The sequence below is a fragment of the Photobacterium sp. GSS17 genome, from assembly GCF_028621875.1.
Lineage (GTDB): Bacteria > Pseudomonadota > Gammaproteobacteria > Enterobacterales > Vibrionaceae > Photobacterium > Photobacterium ganghwense.
The window spans coordinates 766,871-784,324 of sequence record NZ_CP117518.1 but is presented as its reverse complement, the minus strand read 5'-3'; the positions used below and the strand labels follow the sequence as shown (position 1 = coordinate 784,324).

At 46.2% G+C, this 17,454-nt stretch carries 18 protein-coding genes; 4 read left to right on the top strand and 14 right to left on the bottom strand.

Annotation, left to right across the window (positions count from 1 at the left end):
* Positions 1–88 precede the first annotated feature (88 nt).
* From PGW97_RS19945 to PGW97_RS19930, 4 genes are all read left to right on the top strand, one after another.
* Positions 89–1,774 (top strand): DUF2813 domain-containing protein, encoded by a 1,686-nt coding sequence (locus tag PGW97_RS19945; protein WP_217392361.1) that lies wholly within the window; start codon positions 89–91, stop codon positions 1,772–1,774.
* 367 nt (positions 1,775–2,141) lie between these two features.
* Complete coding sequence (locus tag PGW97_RS19940) at positions 2,142–2,723, top strand: HD domain-containing protein (protein ID WP_273860546.1); 582 nt, start codon at positions 2,142–2,144, stop codon at positions 2,721–2,723.
* A gap of 93 nt (positions 2,724–2,816) precedes the next feature.
* Positions 2,817–3,392, top strand: a complete 576-nt coding sequence (locus PGW97_RS19935; protein WP_217392363.1) for an NADPH-dependent FMN reductase — start codon at positions 2,817–2,819, stop codon at positions 3,390–3,392.
* A 70-nt stretch (positions 3,393–3,462) separates the two neighbouring features.
* A complete protein-coding gene (locus PGW97_RS19930) occupies positions 3,463–3,930 on the top strand; it encodes an ASCH domain-containing protein (protein ID WP_273860545.1) in 468 nt (155 codons plus the stop codon).
* Between the two features lie 175 nt (positions 3,931–4,105).
* Here the strand turns inward: PGW97_RS19930 and PGW97_RS19925 are convergent, their stop codons facing one another.
* The 14 genes from PGW97_RS19925 to PGW97_RS19860 all read right to left on the bottom strand — a co-directional run bounded on the left by PGW97_RS19925 (position 4,106) and on the right by PGW97_RS19860 (position 17,353).
* Positions 4,106–4,768: a DUF3833 domain-containing protein gene (locus PGW97_RS19925; protein ID WP_273860544.1), complete on the bottom strand. Its 663-nt coding sequence runs from the start codon at positions 4,766–4,768 to the stop codon at positions 4,106–4,108.
* Between the two features lie 96 nt (positions 4,769–4,864).
* On the bottom strand, positions 4,865–5,446 hold the full coding sequence (locus PGW97_RS19920) for a chalcone isomerase family protein (RefSeq protein WP_273860543.1): 582 nt from the start codon (positions 5,444–5,446) through the stop codon (positions 4,865–4,867).
* Complete coding sequence (locus PGW97_RS19915) at positions 5,424–5,993, bottom strand: DUF2878 domain-containing protein (RefSeq protein WP_273860542.1); 570 nt, start codon at positions 5,991–5,993, stop codon at positions 5,424–5,426. Before PGW97_RS19915 ends, PGW97_RS19920 begins: the two co-directional genes overlap by 23 nt.
* A 27-nt stretch (positions 5,994–6,020) precedes the next feature.
* Positions 6,021–7,256, bottom strand: a complete 1,236-nt coding sequence (locus PGW97_RS19910) for an SAM-dependent methyltransferase (RefSeq protein WP_273860541.1) — start codon at positions 7,254–7,256, stop codon at positions 6,021–6,023.
* A complete protein-coding gene (locus PGW97_RS19905) occupies positions 7,243–8,157 on the bottom strand; it encodes a DUF1365 domain-containing protein (RefSeq protein ID WP_273860540.1) in 915 nt (304 codons plus the stop codon). Before PGW97_RS19905 ends, PGW97_RS19910 begins: the two co-directional genes overlap by 14 nt.
* Before the next feature lie 7 nt (positions 8,158–8,164).
* Positions 8,165–9,580 (bottom strand): NAD(P)/FAD-dependent oxidoreductase, encoded by a 1,416-nt coding sequence (locus PGW97_RS19900; protein ID WP_273860539.1) that lies wholly within the window; start codon positions 9,578–9,580, stop codon positions 8,165–8,167.
* Positions 9,577–10,332 (bottom strand): SDR family NAD(P)-dependent oxidoreductase, encoded by a 756-nt coding sequence (locus tag PGW97_RS19895; protein ID WP_273860627.1) that lies wholly within the window; start codon positions 10,330–10,332, stop codon positions 9,577–9,579. The genes PGW97_RS19900 and PGW97_RS19895 overlap by 4 nt, the downstream gene beginning before the upstream one ends.
* Before the next feature lie 188 nt (positions 10,333–10,520).
* Positions 10,521–10,952 (bottom strand): nuclear transport factor 2 family protein, encoded by a 432-nt coding sequence (locus tag PGW97_RS19890; protein WP_217392371.1) that lies wholly within the window; start codon positions 10,950–10,952, stop codon positions 10,521–10,523.
* A gap of 28 nt (positions 10,953–10,980) precedes the next feature.
* Positions 10,981–12,447, bottom strand: a complete 1,467-nt coding sequence (phrB, locus tag PGW97_RS19885) for a deoxyribodipyrimidine photo-lyase (protein WP_273860538.1) — start codon at positions 12,445–12,447, stop codon at positions 10,981–10,983.
* Positions 12,437–13,216, bottom strand: a complete 780-nt coding sequence (locus tag PGW97_RS19880; RefSeq protein ID WP_273860537.1) for a MerR family transcriptional regulator — start codon at positions 13,214–13,216, stop codon at positions 12,437–12,439. Before PGW97_RS19880 ends, phrB begins: the two co-directional genes overlap by 11 nt.
* A 34-nt stretch (positions 13,217–13,250) precedes the next feature.
* Positions 13,251–14,198, bottom strand: a complete 948-nt coding sequence (locus PGW97_RS19875) for a YbgA family protein (protein WP_217392374.1) — start codon at positions 14,196–14,198, stop codon at positions 13,251–13,253.
* Positions 14,199–14,899: 701 nt separating this feature from the next.
* Positions 14,900–15,328 (bottom strand): hypothetical protein, encoded by a 429-nt coding sequence (locus tag PGW97_RS19870; protein WP_273860536.1) that lies wholly within the window; start codon positions 15,326–15,328, stop codon positions 14,900–14,902.
* 550 nt (positions 15,329–15,878) lie between these two features.
* Complete coding sequence (locus PGW97_RS19865) at positions 15,879–16,676, bottom strand: hypothetical protein (protein ID WP_273860535.1); 798 nt, start codon at positions 16,674–16,676, stop codon at positions 15,879–15,881.
* 350 nt (positions 16,677–17,026) lie between these two features.
* Positions 17,027–17,353, bottom strand: coding sequence for a hypothetical protein (locus tag PGW97_RS19860; protein WP_273860534.1), 327 nt, complete (start codon positions 17,351–17,353; stop codon positions 17,027–17,029).
* Between the last annotated feature and the right edge of the window lie 101 nt (positions 17,354–17,454).

Genomic DNA, 17,454 nt, shown 5'->3' with positions numbered 1-17,454 from the left:
CCTGTAGGCTTAAAACTACCAGTAAGTCTTCAAACTTAGCCTTAGTCATTGAAAGGCTTGCGCATTTTGTACTGGTTCAGAGGAATCTATGCAGTTACAACGAATTGAAATTTCAGGCTTCAGAGGTATCAACCGATTATCACTGTCATTTAATGAGCTGACAGTGCTGATTGGTGAAAATGCCTGGGGTAAGTCTTCGTTACTCGATGCGCTGGAAATTGCGCTCGCGCCGGATGCTGAGTTTCACACGTTTCACTTTGATGATTTTCATGTGGATTACAGCGCTGGCCACGCCAAAGCGACGCACCTGAATATTATCCTGCATTGGGGCGAAGATTACCCGGGCGAATACAAATCGCGGCGCTATCGCGGGTTTCATCCTGTCTGGGTTTCTCTGGACAATCAGGAGCGTAAGCACCTGTATTATCAGATCACCAGCAGTATTGACGAAGATAAAGTCACGACTCACCGTCAATTCCTTGATCCAACTGGCGTCCCTATCGCCTGTAAAGAAACTGACCGAATTGCCAAGCAACTAATGGTGCTTCACCCGATTGTCCGAATCCGGGATGCCCGTCGTTTAAGGGAAGCTGAACCACTGCATTCCGGTCACCATAACGGTAACGGGCACAAGACAACCGGCGTTCCTGATAAAAAAGCCATTGAAAATGAACGTATCCAGCGTCGGTTAGACAATACCTGCCGCCGATTACTCACTCGTCCCGGTCATGTCAGCCCGGCCGAAATCAAAAGCAGCATCAATGCACTTCGGGCCTTGGTTGACCGCTACTTCGCGTTTACGCCGCACAGCCGATCTATGGGCTTTGACCGTTCGCATTTTCCTGAGCGGGCACAGTACGCGGTCAATCCCCTTGAACAGTTAACCGAACCAAATGTCAGCAAGCAGAGTCGATTAGTGCTGATGGGTTTGCTAAACGCGTTTATTCGTGCCCGTGGCCCTGTGGAATTAAAACGGATCAGCCGTCCGATTATGATCCTTGAAGATCCGGAAGGTCGATTGCATCCGACATTTTTGCATCAGGCATGGAGCTTTATCGTTAAGATGCCGATGCAGAAGATCTTAACCACTAACAGCCCGGATCTGTGTTCTGTCGTACCGCTGAGCAGCCTCAATAAGTTGATCCGTAAGCCAAATAAGACTCAAGTTTTCACTATTAACCACCATCGCCTGAGCAGGGATGAAGAACGGCGTGTCACTTTTCACTTACGCGTCCATCGCCCAAGCGCCCTCTTTGCCCGAGCCTGGCTGTTAGTTGAAGGTGAAACCGAGGTATGGCTGTTTAACGAACTGGCGCGTATCTGTGGCTACAACCTTGCCGCCGAAGGTGTGCAGATTATCGAGTTTGCCCAGAGTGGCTTGCGGCCATTAATAAAAATTGCGCGAAGTCTGGGCATTGAATGGCATGTGATTACCGACGGTGATATGGCGGGGAAAAAATATGCTGATACCGTTCGGGGGATGTTGGGCTCAGACGCAGAGCGCCATCGCCTGACTATGCTGCCCAATCTGGATATTGAACATTTCCTGTTTCATCACGGATTCGAGCCACTCTTTCGTAAATTGGCTCATGCGCCAATCGATTCTCCGCAGACGCCGAAGAAAATTATCCAACGAGCCCTTAAACGTCATGCTAAACCTGATGTGGCACTGGCGATGGTTAATTACATTGATGAAGATAACGTCGACAATATTCCCCTGTTGTTACGCTGGGTGCTTAAACGAATGGTGGCGATGTCTCGCGGGCAAGTCTGACAGACTCCGTAATTGATACTGTATGTTCATAACAACCTCACAGATGGATAAGCGCTTTCATGAAAAAGCGCTTATCCTGCTAAGAATCGCAAGAACAATTCGCTTTCTCACATCAATCACCAATCGCGTTCGCATTTTTCATTTTGAACTTTGCATTCCATAATCACCTTGTTGCACATATAATCGAGCAACTCATTTAGCCATCTAACGTTGCTATGGCCAATGTCGTTATGGGTAAAGCGGTTATGAGTTATCGGTAATGGGTAATGGGTTCGAATCTACAAGGTTTAGAAAAAAGCACATCTATTTAATCAACGTTATCAACCAATAAGTGAATGACAGACAGGCAGACAGGGAGGCGCAGTCATTGAAGGACATCACTCAGATTTTAGATTTCATGGTTGAAATAGAAAAATTGAAAGGCGTTTTGCGCAAATCGAGACCTGTGGGTTTATCTCGGTATGAAAACGCAGGCGAGCATAGTTGGCATGTTTGCCTGAGTGCTTTACTTCTTCACAAATACGCTGAAGCAGACGTTGATATAAACCGTGTCATCAGAATGCTCCTGATTCACGATTTAGGTGAAATCGACGCAGGCGATAAAATTATCTACGCCAGTGAAACCGTAGAACAAAAAGGAAAGGAATGGCATGGCGTCAAACGCATCTTTAATCTGCTTCCTGATAACCTTGGCGCCCAGTATGTAGTGCTGTGGGAAGAGTTTGAAGCCGGTGTCACTGCCGATGCTAAATTCGCCAAAGCGATTGACCGAATTCCCCCTCTGCTGCACAACCTCAATGATGACGGTCATGGTTGGAAAATACACAACATACCTAAAGAAAAAGTACTAGCCCTCAATGGTAAAAGAATCTCTGCGGCAAGTCCTGAGATATGGGCTGCGGTAGAAGCAAAGCTTCAGCAAGGCATCTCTGAAGGAATCTTGAAATAATGCATTTGCCTCTGACTTGTTCCCTGGTTCCCTAACTTCCTTATAAGTCTATTTTTTGTGAGTCAGCCTTTTTCTTATTTGTAGGTAATTCTTATGTACATTCTTGTTGTAAGCTCAGGACTTGACCCCAACAGCCGTAGCCGAGAATTAGCCAAGAGCTGTTTAAACGCGTTGCGTGCGTTAGGCTGTGAAACCAAATACGTCGACTTGGCAGAACTGGATGTGCCAAATTTTGACAACGATACCATTTATGGCACGACTCAGTACAAACAACTTCATCAGTTGACTGACGAAGCTTCCGGGCTCGTCTTATGCAGTCCTACCTATAACTGGGGGTGCTGCTCCGAATTGAAAAAATACATAGAATACGTGGGCTCAACGCCACCTGATGGAAGCCTGACGGGAGCACTTTTCGATAAAGTCGTCACATTGGTAAACTCAGCCGGTTTACCTCATAGCTATATGGCGCATTCAGCGCTATCAACGTCCCTGTCCCTTGATTTCAAATGTATCATTAATCCCTATAACCTTTATGTGCATAACCGTCATTGGGTTGATGGCAAACTTTCACGAGAACGTATGCCCCGACTGGAAAAATCAATGAAAGTCATGGCAGAGCTTTGTCATTTACTCAGCGCCAGAACCTACAAATCTGGCTGGGAACTTTAGCTGGCCAATTACAACCAATTATCTCCATTTGTCTCCGTCAGACATATTTTGTATTACTTCAAGGAATGAAATGAATATTGAACAACAGCAGTACCTGGATAACTACCTGAACACATTAACCGCAGAAGAGCGCTCTCAAATTCCTCAAATCACCGCTGAATATTATTGTGCCGATGAATACAATGCCAATGAATGTGCGCGCTTGATAAATGCAGGCATTAAAACAGCTTCATGCAGTTTAAAAGCGGGCTACGACATTGAAAATGAACCCTTTCCAGAGATAGGCCGATTGACCGTCGTTTTAAATTGGGCCGAAGAGCCAGTATGCATCGTAAAGTTGAATCACGTTTCATTCTGCCCTTTCAATGAAGTGACTGAAGATTTTGCGAAATCAGAAGGTGAAGGTGACGGTACTTACGAATGGTGGCACAAAGCCCATATCAACTTTTTTACTGAGTATGCCAAAACCATAGGGGCTGAATTCACCGAAACGTCAGAATTAGTACTTGAACGGTTCGATAAAGTCTATCCGCTTTAACATTCCCATACGAGAGTAGGTCGAGCCACACTGGCTGAACGCCGTGTGAATACCTTTTCAAGGGGTGTTCTCTGTACGTTCAGAACGAAGTGGTTTAGCCCGCACAAGTTGGATTAAAATCATGCGGCATTAAAGACATGCGTTAGAGCAATCTCTAACGCATTTTTGTTATGCTTCATTGGACGTTAGCTTTGTCAGAATCCAGCTTTTTAAAAAACAGCGTCACTTGCCCGACTTTCCATCCCCACTTGCTCATTTCTGCCACATTAAACATGTGCTGTTCGTCCTGAAGGTACATCCAGTCGTCAAACTGAATATCGTAGGTGGAATCGCCAACCGGAACACGTAACACATATCGCCAGTTCAGTGCGTTCCCTGCCACCTGCCCTTTAGCGGTCCCAACCACGTCATCGGCAGTACCCGTATAACTACCATCTTGATGGCGAGTGATTCGCCAAATTCTCTGCTGCTTTTCCCCATCATTAAACACAAAGTTTTCGTTCAGGGTCAGTTGATGACCTTGGACGGTGCCGGTAATCATCACTTCGAACCGACGGATTTGTTTACCACTTCTGTCCTGCACCATTCCCCAAGCCTGCACCTGACCATCAAAATAGCGAAATAAGTCGAAAGTTGGTTTAGTTCCCAGATAGTCACCTACCGACGCAGAACAGCCAGACAACAGCGCACAAAAGCCGATAAGCAACAGCCGAAAGGCAATATGGCCTTGGATGAACCATCCCGGAGCACTTTTCCGGGTTGATACCCGGCACCGCCTGAAAGGTTGAAAAAGGGAATAAAAGGGAGATAGACCATAGTGTCTCTGACAACCTTTCATTGTGTACCCTCCGTTGTTATCGTCTGGTATAAGCTAACGACTCACTAAATAAATGAAGATGCCGGAATAGAATGGTGCGTGGGCGTAACCCCATACTCAGGACTGACCAATTAACTGCCGTCGAATATCAGGATACGCCGTTTGAGGGGATAACCAGATGTTAATAAAAGAACGCGCCATTTCTGGGTCGCTGATAATACCGATTTGTCGGTTATCCTGATAAAAAACACCCTGGCGATCCTGAAGGACAAAGATCAGGCGATCCCCTTGTTTTACATCCGGCCAAATCTGGGCCAGCATCCTCAGCCATTTGGCCCTTTTTCCAGCCTGAATCCCCAAATGCTGCCACTGCTCGTCAGTAGCCGTCAGCAAATCCTCATTTTCAATATTACGCTGATATTTAATGACCAGTGCTAACTGACTGTCCTGATGATGATAGCGCCCATTCGGGGTTCGAAGTTCCGAATCATAAATAACCCAAGGCCCCCAGCGTAGAGTGGCATCTCCCACTACTGGCCATCGTTGCCAAGGGAGCGTTGAACGTGTCGGCGAGATTGGCACAGAATTGTTGGGTGAATATAGGGTGGCATTATCAAACGAAGATGCGTTTACCGGCCGAAGTATCGCCGCCGCGACTATCGCCCAAACAGACCATTTAACGGTGAACAGGTTGTTCATAGCTCCTCCTGCAATAAGCAGCAAAAAGATTCAACAGCGCTATAACGATCCCGCTAAAAACCAACCAGCAAATCAGTAATCCCAATAAGGTAGTCGGGATACCAAACGGCCAGTGAACCGCTCCAAGCCGATATCCGGCAAAATAGCTCACCACTCCCCCAACACTGCCGAGCAGAAGCATGAAGGTAACCTGCGATGTCATGATGTACTGCCGACAAACCCACACAAAACAACCAAAAGCGATCCACAAAAGCATCAGCCACGTCGGTAATCCATGCAGAAAGATAGGGTCGTCAAACACCAGGATTCCAGCAAAAGCAAGCGCTGAATCCATCAGAATACCCAATCCCCCCATCAACATTGAAAACCGCCAGGCGCCCAAATAGTACCACCAGCTAACCGCAAGAAGCAGAATCAGTAACGGCATCCATGGGTATTGGCCGACAACTGCTACCAGCCAGAAGACATTAAATCCGGTGCCAGCAATGAACAGATCTTTTGGGGTCAGTTTGTTCGCCGATTGGTTATCTGGTTTCTGAGTACCCATGATTCCTACTCATCTTGCTACGATCCGCTAACGCCAGTCTCGTCGAGTCGCAACCAGCTGAATGGTACTGATAGTTCTTTCAAGAAATCCGCCTTCGCAGTAACACAGGTAATAACGCCACATACGAATGAATCGTTCATCAAACCCCTGCTGTTTCAACGTCGTTACCTGTTGATTGAACATGTGATGCCAGTCAGCCAGTGTTTTGGCATAATCAAGACCAATATCCCGGATGTCCCGCACCACAAAATCGGTATGTCTGGTTAATTCATTGGCAACCGCGGTTATCGACGGCAAAAAACCACCCGGGAAAATGTGCTTCTGGATAAAGTCGACCCCCTGACTGTATTTGTCATAGCGTTGATCCGCGATGGTAATCGCCTGAATCGCCATCATGCCGTTCGGTTTCAACAGTGACTGGCATTTTTGCAGGTAGGTGGTCAGATATTCCTGCCCGACGGCTTCAATCATCTCTACCGATACAATCTTGTCGTACTGACCTGTCAGATCCCGGTAATCATCCCGCAATAAAGTGATTCTGTGTTCCAGCCCCTCAGCCTGTATACGCTCTTTTGCCCACTGATATTGAGCCTCTGAAATTGTTGTAGTCGTGACCCGACAACCATATTCTCTGGCTGCATAGATAGCCAAGGCTCCCCAGCCTGTCCCAATCTCTAACAAGTGATCTTGTTGAGTGAGGTGTAATTTACGACACAGCCGATCCATTTTGGCGATCTGTGCCTGAGCCAGAGTAGTCTTTTCATCGTCATAAATCGCGGCGGAATACAACATATTGGGGTCAAGAAAGGTACGGTAGAACTCGTTACCGAGATCATAATGCGCGAGGATATTTTCCCGTGCGGCTTGTCTGGAGTTACGACGTTTGCGATGTAACCACAAATCCTTCAGACGAGTTATCCATCCGACTTTATCTTCAATACGATCCAGCAGTGCCATATTCCGGGCAAGAGCACGAACAACCTGAGTGATATCCGGTGAATCCCACCAGCCGTCAATATAGGCCTCCCCGGCGGCAATGCTGCCCCCGGACAACAGTCGCCGATACACGGCCGGATGATGAATAATCAACTGAGCCTGACAGTCCGCCGTTTTGTCACCGAACTGGTAGGTCTCGCCGTTACATTCAGAAACAGTCAGTGCCGCATTCTGTAATTGTTCAAATACCTTAAAGACCAACGTTCTGGCGATATTATCTGAACCGGTTATCCTTCGTTCTGTGTTACTGACTTCACTTTTGAACATGGTTAACCCCACAATTTTTTGTTGTTAAGTCCTTTTCATGTGCTGTGACTTTCATCCGTTCCTCATTGCTGTCACTCTGGTTCCATAAAGGTTGATGCTCAGGGACACTGGATGCCTCGTTACTTACCGAAACTGTCGAGTCTCCCGATTCCGGATGACCATAAAACGGCACTTTCTTCAGCCACAGCCGCCACGCCTGCCAGTAAATACCGATAACCACTTTTACGGTCTGCACCGGCGTTTTCATCAGCAAGCGCCACAGCACTTTCGAGGTAAATGGCTGTCGCTTGAGGGCCATGGTTGCATCCATGATCTTGTGATTATCAGTACGATCATGAATATCAAGATGGATCATCAGCTGTCGTTCTGGTGCGCTTAACCGCCAGCGATATTGCTGAGACATCGGATTAAACGGCGAAACATGAAATCCCTTCTGATGGCACCATTTCGCATCCTGCCAAGTGTCAGGGGCCGGTACAGCATAGTAATGACGCTCGTTCCAGGGCGTATTGCTGACTTCAGCCAGCACCCATCTCCACTCTCCTTGCGTGTCATACAGGTAATACAGGTTAATCGGGCTAAAGTAGATACCGGCATATCGCAGCTGACAAAGCATCAGCACACGGCCGTTGACTGTTTCTCCGGTCAGCTCTGCCAGCTTAGTGATAACAGCCTGTTTGAGATCCTGATCGCCCCGATCACGCAGATAATCTCGGCTGCGCCAGCGGGCAAAATGTAGCAGTGCGGTGCCAAACCCCGTCACGGAATTTTCCAGCTGTTCAATCTCATCCAAATCAATCAGCGGCATAAACATTGGGTAGGTAAACGCGTGAGACGTCGGAGTTAAGCGCCGGTGACGAACATGCCCGACGTACAGCCCGCTGTTCAGTGCATCCATCATGATCGCCTCAAGACTCCCGGGAAATGAATGATTGTGGCTGATGCGCCTCACCGATAGCATTACCGACAATATTGTCGTTACCGCTCACTTCAGTAGCGGCTAGTTGAGACTTGATGCCTTCCACCACATCCAGCGCACTTCTCACCCCATCTTCGTGGAAGCCGTTGTACCAATAAGCGCCGCAGAACCAGGTTTCACGGTGCCCGTTGATCTGCGATCTTTGTTTCTGCGCCGCAATGCTCTCGGTCGTAAATACAGGGTGTGCGTATTCAAACCGCCGAAGCACTAAATCCGGCTTAATCAAATCACTCTGATTCAACGTCACACAGAATGTTTCCGGTGCCTGTACGCCCTGGAGAATGTTCATGTTGTAAGTCACACTGGCCAACCGTTTATCGCGCTGACCATCTTCGTTTGACGGCAAATGGTAATTCCATGACGCCCAGGCCGCTTTGGCTTTGGGCAGAACAGTGTGGTCGGTATGCAGCACCACATCATTAATCTGATATTCCATCGCTCCCAGAACGTCCTGTTCTTCTGGGGACGGATCGGCCAGCAAACGCAATGCCTGATCGCTGTGACAAGTGAAGATAACGTGGTCATAAATCTCGGTAATGCCCTGACTGGTGATAGCCACCTTCCGATGAGTACGCCGTACCTCATCTACTGGGGTATTGAGACGAATATGATCACAAAACGGTGCGGTCAGTTTTTTTACGTATTCTCGCGAGCCACCGGGAATGACATACCATTGCGGGCGATTGGTTACCTCAAGCAGACCATGATTGCGAAAGAAGCGAATAAAAAATGCCAGCGGAAAGTCACGCATATCAGACAAGCTAGATGACCAGATGGCAGCCCCCATCGGCAGGATATAATTCTCGCAAAAATAATCGCTGAAACCGTGATGCTGTAAAAACGCCCCTAGACTGAAATGCGCCGGACTTTGTGAATCTACAGTGTGTTGTTTAGCACTAGTTGCATCGCGGTGTGTACCAGCGTTTATTTCAGTATCTGGCAGATTAAGTGCAATCGCCAGACGGTTAAATCGCAATATTTCGTTGATAAACAGATAAAAGCGCGGGTTTACCAAGTTTCGCTTTTGTGCAAACAATGACCAGAGATTATGGCCGTTAAATTCCAGTCCGTTTTCGGCATTATGTACGCTGAAACTCATTTCGGTTGGCTGCCCGACAACACCAATGTCTGACATCAACGAAATGAAGTGGGGATACGTACGATCGTTATAGACGATAAAGCCGGTATCAATGGCATAGCGACCGCTGTCTACCTCAACATCCATGGTGGCTGTATGTCCACCGATATAATCATTGGCTTCGTAGATGGTCAGGTCATGATCTTCATGTAAATAGTGCGCGCATGTAAGCCCGGAAATACCTGTACCGATAATCGCTATTTTCATGCTGTTTTCCCCGTCATTCTTTTTATTGCTGCCAACTGTATATTCAGCGGTAACAACGCCAACATTTTCATAAACAAGCTGAATCGCCTTGGAAAATGAATCTCACGTTTTTTCTTCCCGATACCCTGACGAATTTTCTCAGATGCATATTCAGGTGACACCAACAGTGGCATCGCAAAATCATTCTTATCCGTTAGAGGGGTTTTGACGAAACCGGGGCTAATCAATGACACCGTCACCCCACGATTTGCCAGATCTATCGCCAGCGTGTGAGCAATGTAAGCACATGCCGCTTTTGAGGCACCATAGGCTTCGGCTCTGGGCAATGGCACATAACAAGCGGTTGACCCCATCAGTGCCAGATGGGTGTTCGCCGTAAACCGCGATTGCATCGCTTCAATACAGTTCAGCATACCGAACACATTGACGTCGAAGACCCGCCGAAACAAAGCGGCATCGACCCACCCGTTTTCGATATATTCACAGGTGCCGGCATTGAGAATAATCAGCTCAGGTAACCAAGTGAGTGTGCCCAGCACCGTCTGCACTTCGTCAGCATTAGTGACATCAAAGACCAGGGGCTCGATAAGACCTTGTCGCCTGTCGGTTGTTTCAGCCTCGATGAGTTGGTTGAGTTTTTCTTCATTTTGACCACAGGCGAACACATGCCAGCCTTCTTTGGCATAGTCGATGGCCAGCTGTTTCCCAATGCCAGAGCTTGCCCCGGTAATGAGCACCGACTGTGCATTCACGATGCTGGTAGATGGAATTTCATTAACGTCGCTTTTGTTACTAATGTCGCTTTGTTTATGAATGTCCCTTTTGTTATTAACATCGCTTGTTGTATGCACGTTAGTCTGTACATTGGCTGTGTTGTGATGCGCACTCTTTTGACTGTCGCTAGCAATGCAGTCATGACGGGGATCACTGGTGGTCATACTTATAACCTCGCCTTCAGATGGCTGATCAGCCTGCCGAGAACCGGAATACCTTCGTAAATCATTTCGCCCATGTCGAAGTAATCTCGGTGATACCGGACTTTACCCTGTTCAAACTGTAGCCGAGAGCAGCCTTTGACGGTGCGCGGCTTTCCGCCAGAGAGTCGAGGATGGCGAAACTGCATCGTCCACTGCACGTATGCAATATCGCCCTGCGCCACCGATTCATGAATCTCAAACCTGCAATCAGGAACAGACGCAAACAATCGCGAAAAATACTCACTCAGCGCTGGCCAGCCTTCCACTCGGTGCGCCGGGTCTTCGAAAATCACTTCCGGGTGATATATCTCCGCCAGAGAAACAACGTTCTGCGTCGTCAGCTTTTCGTAAACCTGTATAAAAGTATCCAGCGAATGTGCCGCATCTTGTGTCATGACAGCTGCTCCTGATTCGTGCTAAGCGTTAAATGTCACCTTTTGCCAATTTAAACCTGTCGATAGCACGCAGGCGGGCTGCTTTGTGATCAACAATCGGCTTAGGGTATTTCAACGTCACGGCACCCGGCCATTTGTGCGGCTCATGGATGTATTTGTCCGGTACGTCTTTTAGCTCATGCACCCACTTACGGATAAACTCCCCTTTTGGATCAAAGCGTTCGCTCTGTGTGGTCGGATTGAATACGCGAAAGTATGGCTGCGCATCCGTTCCTGTCGATGCCGCCCACTGCCACCCACCGTTGTTGGCAGCCAGATCGCCATCAATCAGATGAGAGAAAAACCATTGTTCTCCGGCTTGCCAGTGAATCAGTAAGTCCTTGGTCAGAAAACTGGCTGTGATCATTCTCAGCCGGTTATGCATCCAGCCCGTGGTTTTCAACTGACGCATTGCGGCATCGACTATCGGAAAACCGGTCAAGCCTTGCTGCCATGCTTTCAGTGCTTTATCTGATTCCTGCCACTGAACATTTCTGGTCCAGGCGATAAAGGGCTGATTACGACTCAATTGCGGAAACGCAACCATCAGATGGCGGTAGAACTCACGCCAAACCAGCTCGTTCAGCCAGCAGAACGCACCGGATTCAGGCTCATCGAGACAGTTCGGTGCTTCATGAAGTAATACAGCCAGACACTGGCGCGGTGATACCAAACCGAGCGCCAGATAGGGTGACAAGCAACTGGTTCCGTCAAAGGCCGGGAAATCACGGTATTTATGATAATCTTCCGCCTTTTCTTCACAGAACGTCAGCAAACGTTGCCGGATGGCTTCTTCATCAACCGGCCAAGCCATGCTGTCTGTCTGGGGGTACGTAAAAGGTTCATCTACTTTGCCAGCAATACCGGACGCCCCAACAGAAGACCCATTTGGCAGATTGAGAACATGTGAAGCTTCCACCGCCGCGGGAACAGGTTGTACCGCTGCCCCTTGCATTCTAAACTGTTTGAGCCATTCCCGGCGAAACGGGGTATACACCTTAAACGGATCGCCTTTCTGGGTAAGCACCTCACCGGGTGGAATCACGCAACTGTCATCGAACGCACTGAATTTGATCTGATGCTGACTGAGCAGGTGCCCGGTTTGATGATCCCGTTGCAGTTCATTCCACTCGTACTGCTTGTTACAAAAGACATGGCCGACTTGGTGTTCGTCAACCAGACTAAGCACTGCCGCAGGGACTTCAGAGAAATCGGCAACTTCCATCACCTGAAGGGGGATATTCAACGCACGCAACTGCTCGCGTAATACCTGTAACCGACGGTGGATAAAATCAATCTGGATCGGGGCCACATGGTGTTCATGCCACTGCATCGGCGTTGCCAGATACAAAGCAACCAGCGAGTCGCAGGTTTCCCGGGCGGCCAGCAAAGCCGTGTTGTCTACGGTTCGTAAGTCTGCACGGAACCACACTAACCCGCTCTTGTTATGACTCATGGCACAACTCCGTTAATTCCGGATGGATAGCGCTGATGCTGCCCGCCAGCTTTAACTCACTGTTCGTCTCTGTGACCAGTTGACCTAACTGTTTAGCGACATCACGGTCTAATTTGTACTCCCCAGCGACAACAATCAGCCGTTCTTGCCAGGATTTCAGTAGCGCAGACAGTGCGCTGAGTTTGCCATCAACGGAGGTCAATAAGGTGACGTTGTAACCCTGTTCAGACAGCGCCAGCAATGTCAGCCATACGCCGTATTCCGGCACTGAGTCAAATCCCAGAAGCAGACACGGTTTTCGGTTACGCTTTCGTAAACCAGCCACCAGTGACAGACACCGCTCTCGAATGACACTGCGCCACAAAGCACTCTGCACCCCGGCCAGAGGATTTTCACTGCGATGAATGTTTGCCTGCACCACAGTAGCAATGTGTTCGCTGAAACGATCCAGAGGGTACTCTTTCATCAACTGAGAAACCTGCCGATCAAGTGCTTGAGCATCCAGTGCCACCAGCGATTGAAGCAATTGATCAACGGCAGCTTGTGATGACGCATCCGAATCAGGGTTGTCTGCCAGCTCAGTGTTCCCTTCCAGTAATGGGCGTACTTTGCTGATCGCGACACCTTTATCGAGCCAGCCAAGGATCTGGCGGATCGTATCGATATCGACGTCTGAATAAAGGCGATGACCCTGTTCAGTCCGCTGCGGATTAAGCAAGCCATAACGTCGTTGCCAAGCCCGCAGCGTGACCGAGTTTACTCCTGTCATTTCAGACACTTCTTTAATAGCGTATAGGGCGATTTCAGAGTCCATAACGTAATTTCAATTCCTCTGGGTACGGATCAATAAACATCTGAATTTGCAAATAAGGATCCGGATATTCCCGTAAATAGTGTTTAATCAGCGCAAGCGGAGCCAGCAATGGCTGGTTACCTTCTCGGTAGCTGTGGATCAATGTCGCCAGCTCATGTTTCTGGTCTTTGGTTAAGCTACGTTTGAAATACCCCTGCAAATGCATCAACACATTGGTTTTGTTTTTCCGGCTTGCGCGTTCTTTCAGGGCATCCATAAACTGCTGACGGTATTCGAACCAAAAATCGTCAATGTCCCATTCTTTAATATTTGCAACCATCTGCCCCAGGGTTTTATAAGCCGCCGGGCTATGCGCCATCAAAATCAGCTTGTAGCGAGAGTGAAACTTTACAAAGGCATTTACCGACAGGTTATTGCGTACGCTCTGATAAAAGTCGTGCAAGGCAAATACCCGAAACACGAAATTTTCCCGTAGAACCGGATCACACAAGCGCCCATCTTCTTCTATCGGCAACCATGGCATTTTTTCCATCAACTCACGGGTGTAGATCCCTGTTGTTCCGCCGGGCACCGTGTTGTTGTTCGGAATATGCAGTTTCACTCGTTCCATACCGCATGTCGGTGATTTGGCACACACGATATATCCGCACATATTGTCTGACTGGCGAATCTGTTTATCTGCGAAGGCTTTCATTTTGTCGGTGTAATCAATGGACTGATTTTTACTTTCCACTAACCGTTCATCCCCTTCGGCTACCTGCAGAAGGCGAATAACCGGGCGTGGTACCGTCATCCCGATACCGACTTCCGGACATACTGGTTTGAAGGTGAAATGCTTCGACAGCTCATCCACCACAAAGCGGTTTTGCTTGTGGCCACCATCAAAACGGACACGTTCACCAAACACGCACGCACTGATACCAACCTGAATAGTCATGGTTCATCCCACCTTGTACAAAACATAACTCTTGTACAATCAATGTAGCGCAAGCGATCACCTTGTACAAATTTTTTTTTTGTACAATCTATACTGGTACCGATCACTGCCTTCTGAAAAATGACATAAGCCAATGAAATAAATGAATTTAACCATCCATGAATGATGATGAATTGATGAAAGATTTAAAATGATCAGACTTTACGCCGTGAAATCCCTCCGTAGAGAGAACGCGTAATAAAAGCCAAAAGGAAGAAAGATGGAGAAAAGAAAGGAGCAAGAAAAAGAATGTGTAATAAAAACACGACTCGTCAGAACTCAACCTGTCCGTATTCAAATAACGATGTAATCAGATCCTACAGGCTGTTCTAACGCGCTTTTGCCCCATTCCGTGTTTCGACCGAATGAACACACAACTACACCTAAGTATCATTTGACTTACTTTTCATAATGTCAGTATTTTATCTAAATGAACGAAACTAATAAATTGAGGTGGGTATTCAAAACAACGATGTGTCGTGTGAAACAATTGCTCATGAGGAGAGTAAGTCCAAAAGGTTTTAACGCACAAGTCGGCGAAACTTTAGCGATACGCTGAACAATATGATTGAGCTTGATATGCCTAAAACTTGACGTATTGATTGATGCGCACCTAATATAAAACAACTTGGCTTAAAAACTAAATTACGCAACAAAGCATACTATATTTTTAAACAGTAGCTAAGGCTCTGTGAAGATATCCAAAAACTCATAAAGCGAGGGCCAACACTGTGAATTTTTGAGTTATACCCAGTGGTATTATCTGCCTTTTTCCTAAGTACTTTAACATAAGAAGATGCTAGCTCATTGAGTGCTGTAATTTGGATCTCTTGGATTTGGTGATGCACAATATTATCTAGCAATTCCCATTGCCCCTGTACTGTTGTTTTGTATTGCAAAACCTCTCCGTTGGGAACTTTCAATAGTAGTGTGAATATATCACTTTGAAAGGATTCTTGACTATAGGTAGTCTTCTCAATAGTAGTTGCAGCTGGTCCGTCGTTGATGCACTTCCAGCTGCCTAAAATGGAGGGATCGTTAGCATAAGAATAACTAGAGATGCCAAGTATTAAAATTAGTAATAATCTCATTGATTCATCCAAGAAGAGTTAATGTGTTTGAGAGTGAACATAGTTTGATCCGAATAAGAAAGACCAAACTTCCTAAGTCTAATCGCATAGGAGATCGCACTGGGGTTTGCTTCACTGTCTAGTTTACACAATTGATAAGCACATCCAATCATCACTTCTAACAAAAGTTATGGTCCAGTTAAAATAAGAGTTACTTCTTCATCAACTCCTTTTTTAATTCCATCATAACGATAGTACTGGAGCCTACGGTAATAATCGTCGTCATTCGCCCTAGTGTCAGATAAAGAAGAGTATCGAGTTTGACTGTCAATCCAAAGTGTCACAGATGAAGTATTTTTTCCAGATATTTAAATAATCTAAGCTATTTAGGTTGAGCTTGCCAAGCCAGATAAAATGGCAATAATTAGGTACCTCATGCATGTCGAAGCTAGAAAGATCTATGGTACTTATGTTTTCTTTGCAGATAGTCTCATTGATTAGATCATAATTCTCTTCATCTATAAATTTATCGAATATGCAGACCGCCCTTTTAAATAAGTCGACCAATTATTTATCCTCGTACTTTCTCTAACAATTTCTGCTTAGCCTGAGTAAAAGCAGCCCATTGCCTGAGCACCTCACTATTGTTTGCTTCGTTTTGCACTCCACATGGCTGACCACCAATACTAATGTCAGGGTTCGAATACAAACCAATCACGAAACCATTTTTAAGGTTCTCGTTCATCACTGTACGATAAGGCCCGCAATGATAGGCATGCGCTTGGGATTGTGCTGCCTGAAACCATTCGAGTCCGCCTCTCTGATGGCCAGCCATTGCAAGGTGCCCTAGTTCATGTTCAAGAACATAAGGGTTGCCATTTAGCGTAATCGCAGCCATTCGAGCAACCACTTCTGGATAAGTATAGCCTTTATATTCTGATGGTAGAGTCTTGACAACAACAACTATAAAGTCAGTTAACGACTCTAGATGTTCTTGTTTTTCTTGGTTAGACAAATTGCTTATCAGACGATCGTATAGAAGTGAAAACTCTTTCGCACTGTGCGGAGTGAATGCGTTATCAACAAAAGTAACACTAGTTAAGAGACGTTCAATGGATATACATGAACGTTGTAAAACTTGATTGGAGGTCAACACCAATTCGGAAATCCGGCTTACAATATCTTCTTCGCTCATATCAATTGAGCGATCGACGAAAAACCTTAAAGTGGTGGTTAATGTATCATTTTTACTGCATTTATGTACTACTAACTCGTTATCTCTAGAAGTATTTGCGTTATACAACAATAACAATGATAAGACTAACAATAAAGCAAAAAATCCGAAGAGGAAGAGTGATTTTTTTTTCATATTAAAATTCATTTAAATTTGTCACTTTGACGCAGCTAAATCTCATTAGCTATTCGTTAACTAATAATTAATCCGTATAATCAACAAACTACTCTTTAGTTTCAATACTGATCGATTAAAGAGCAATAAAGCTTAAACCTTCAGAGAATAAGCCTTTAATTTTATAAAATTCTAAAAACAGCGTCTATCTAATAAGCCAAACTTGATTTATGTTTTTTAGCGAAACGAAACATATTAACGTAAAGCCCCAAATTCGACTAAAGAATGAACATAAAATAATCTTAGTTGGTCAAAAATATTGAAATTTATGGTGCTGTTACATTTAAGTCTGGCAGTTAGTGTTTATGTTTCTAGGATGCTTTAGCAGCAAAAACGCGTACTACATTTAGACCAGCGCCGCTACCCGAGCTGCTACCTGAACTTCGACCTCTGCCACTAGCTCGGGTATTACAGCCTCCGGTTTGAATTGGAGTGCCTTGATTCATATTGTTACCTTTCTTAATGTCTCCGGCATTCGTACCAGAACCACCATACCGACCACCACCTAATGCGCTACCGAAAATTCGATTTATTTCATTTGTATAGTCATTTTGATTTCTGGGATCAAAGCCACCTACAACTTGATTTAAATCTGATTCACTTAAAGTTTGAACTTTAGAGCAAGTCACTTTCTTCATTATTTATATCCTTATCAACTTAATTTATATTAGAACAACCTTAAACAGTCAGTGTCAGGTCACTTGGTACTAGAACTAGTTGCGCAGCTTCTAGTTTAAAC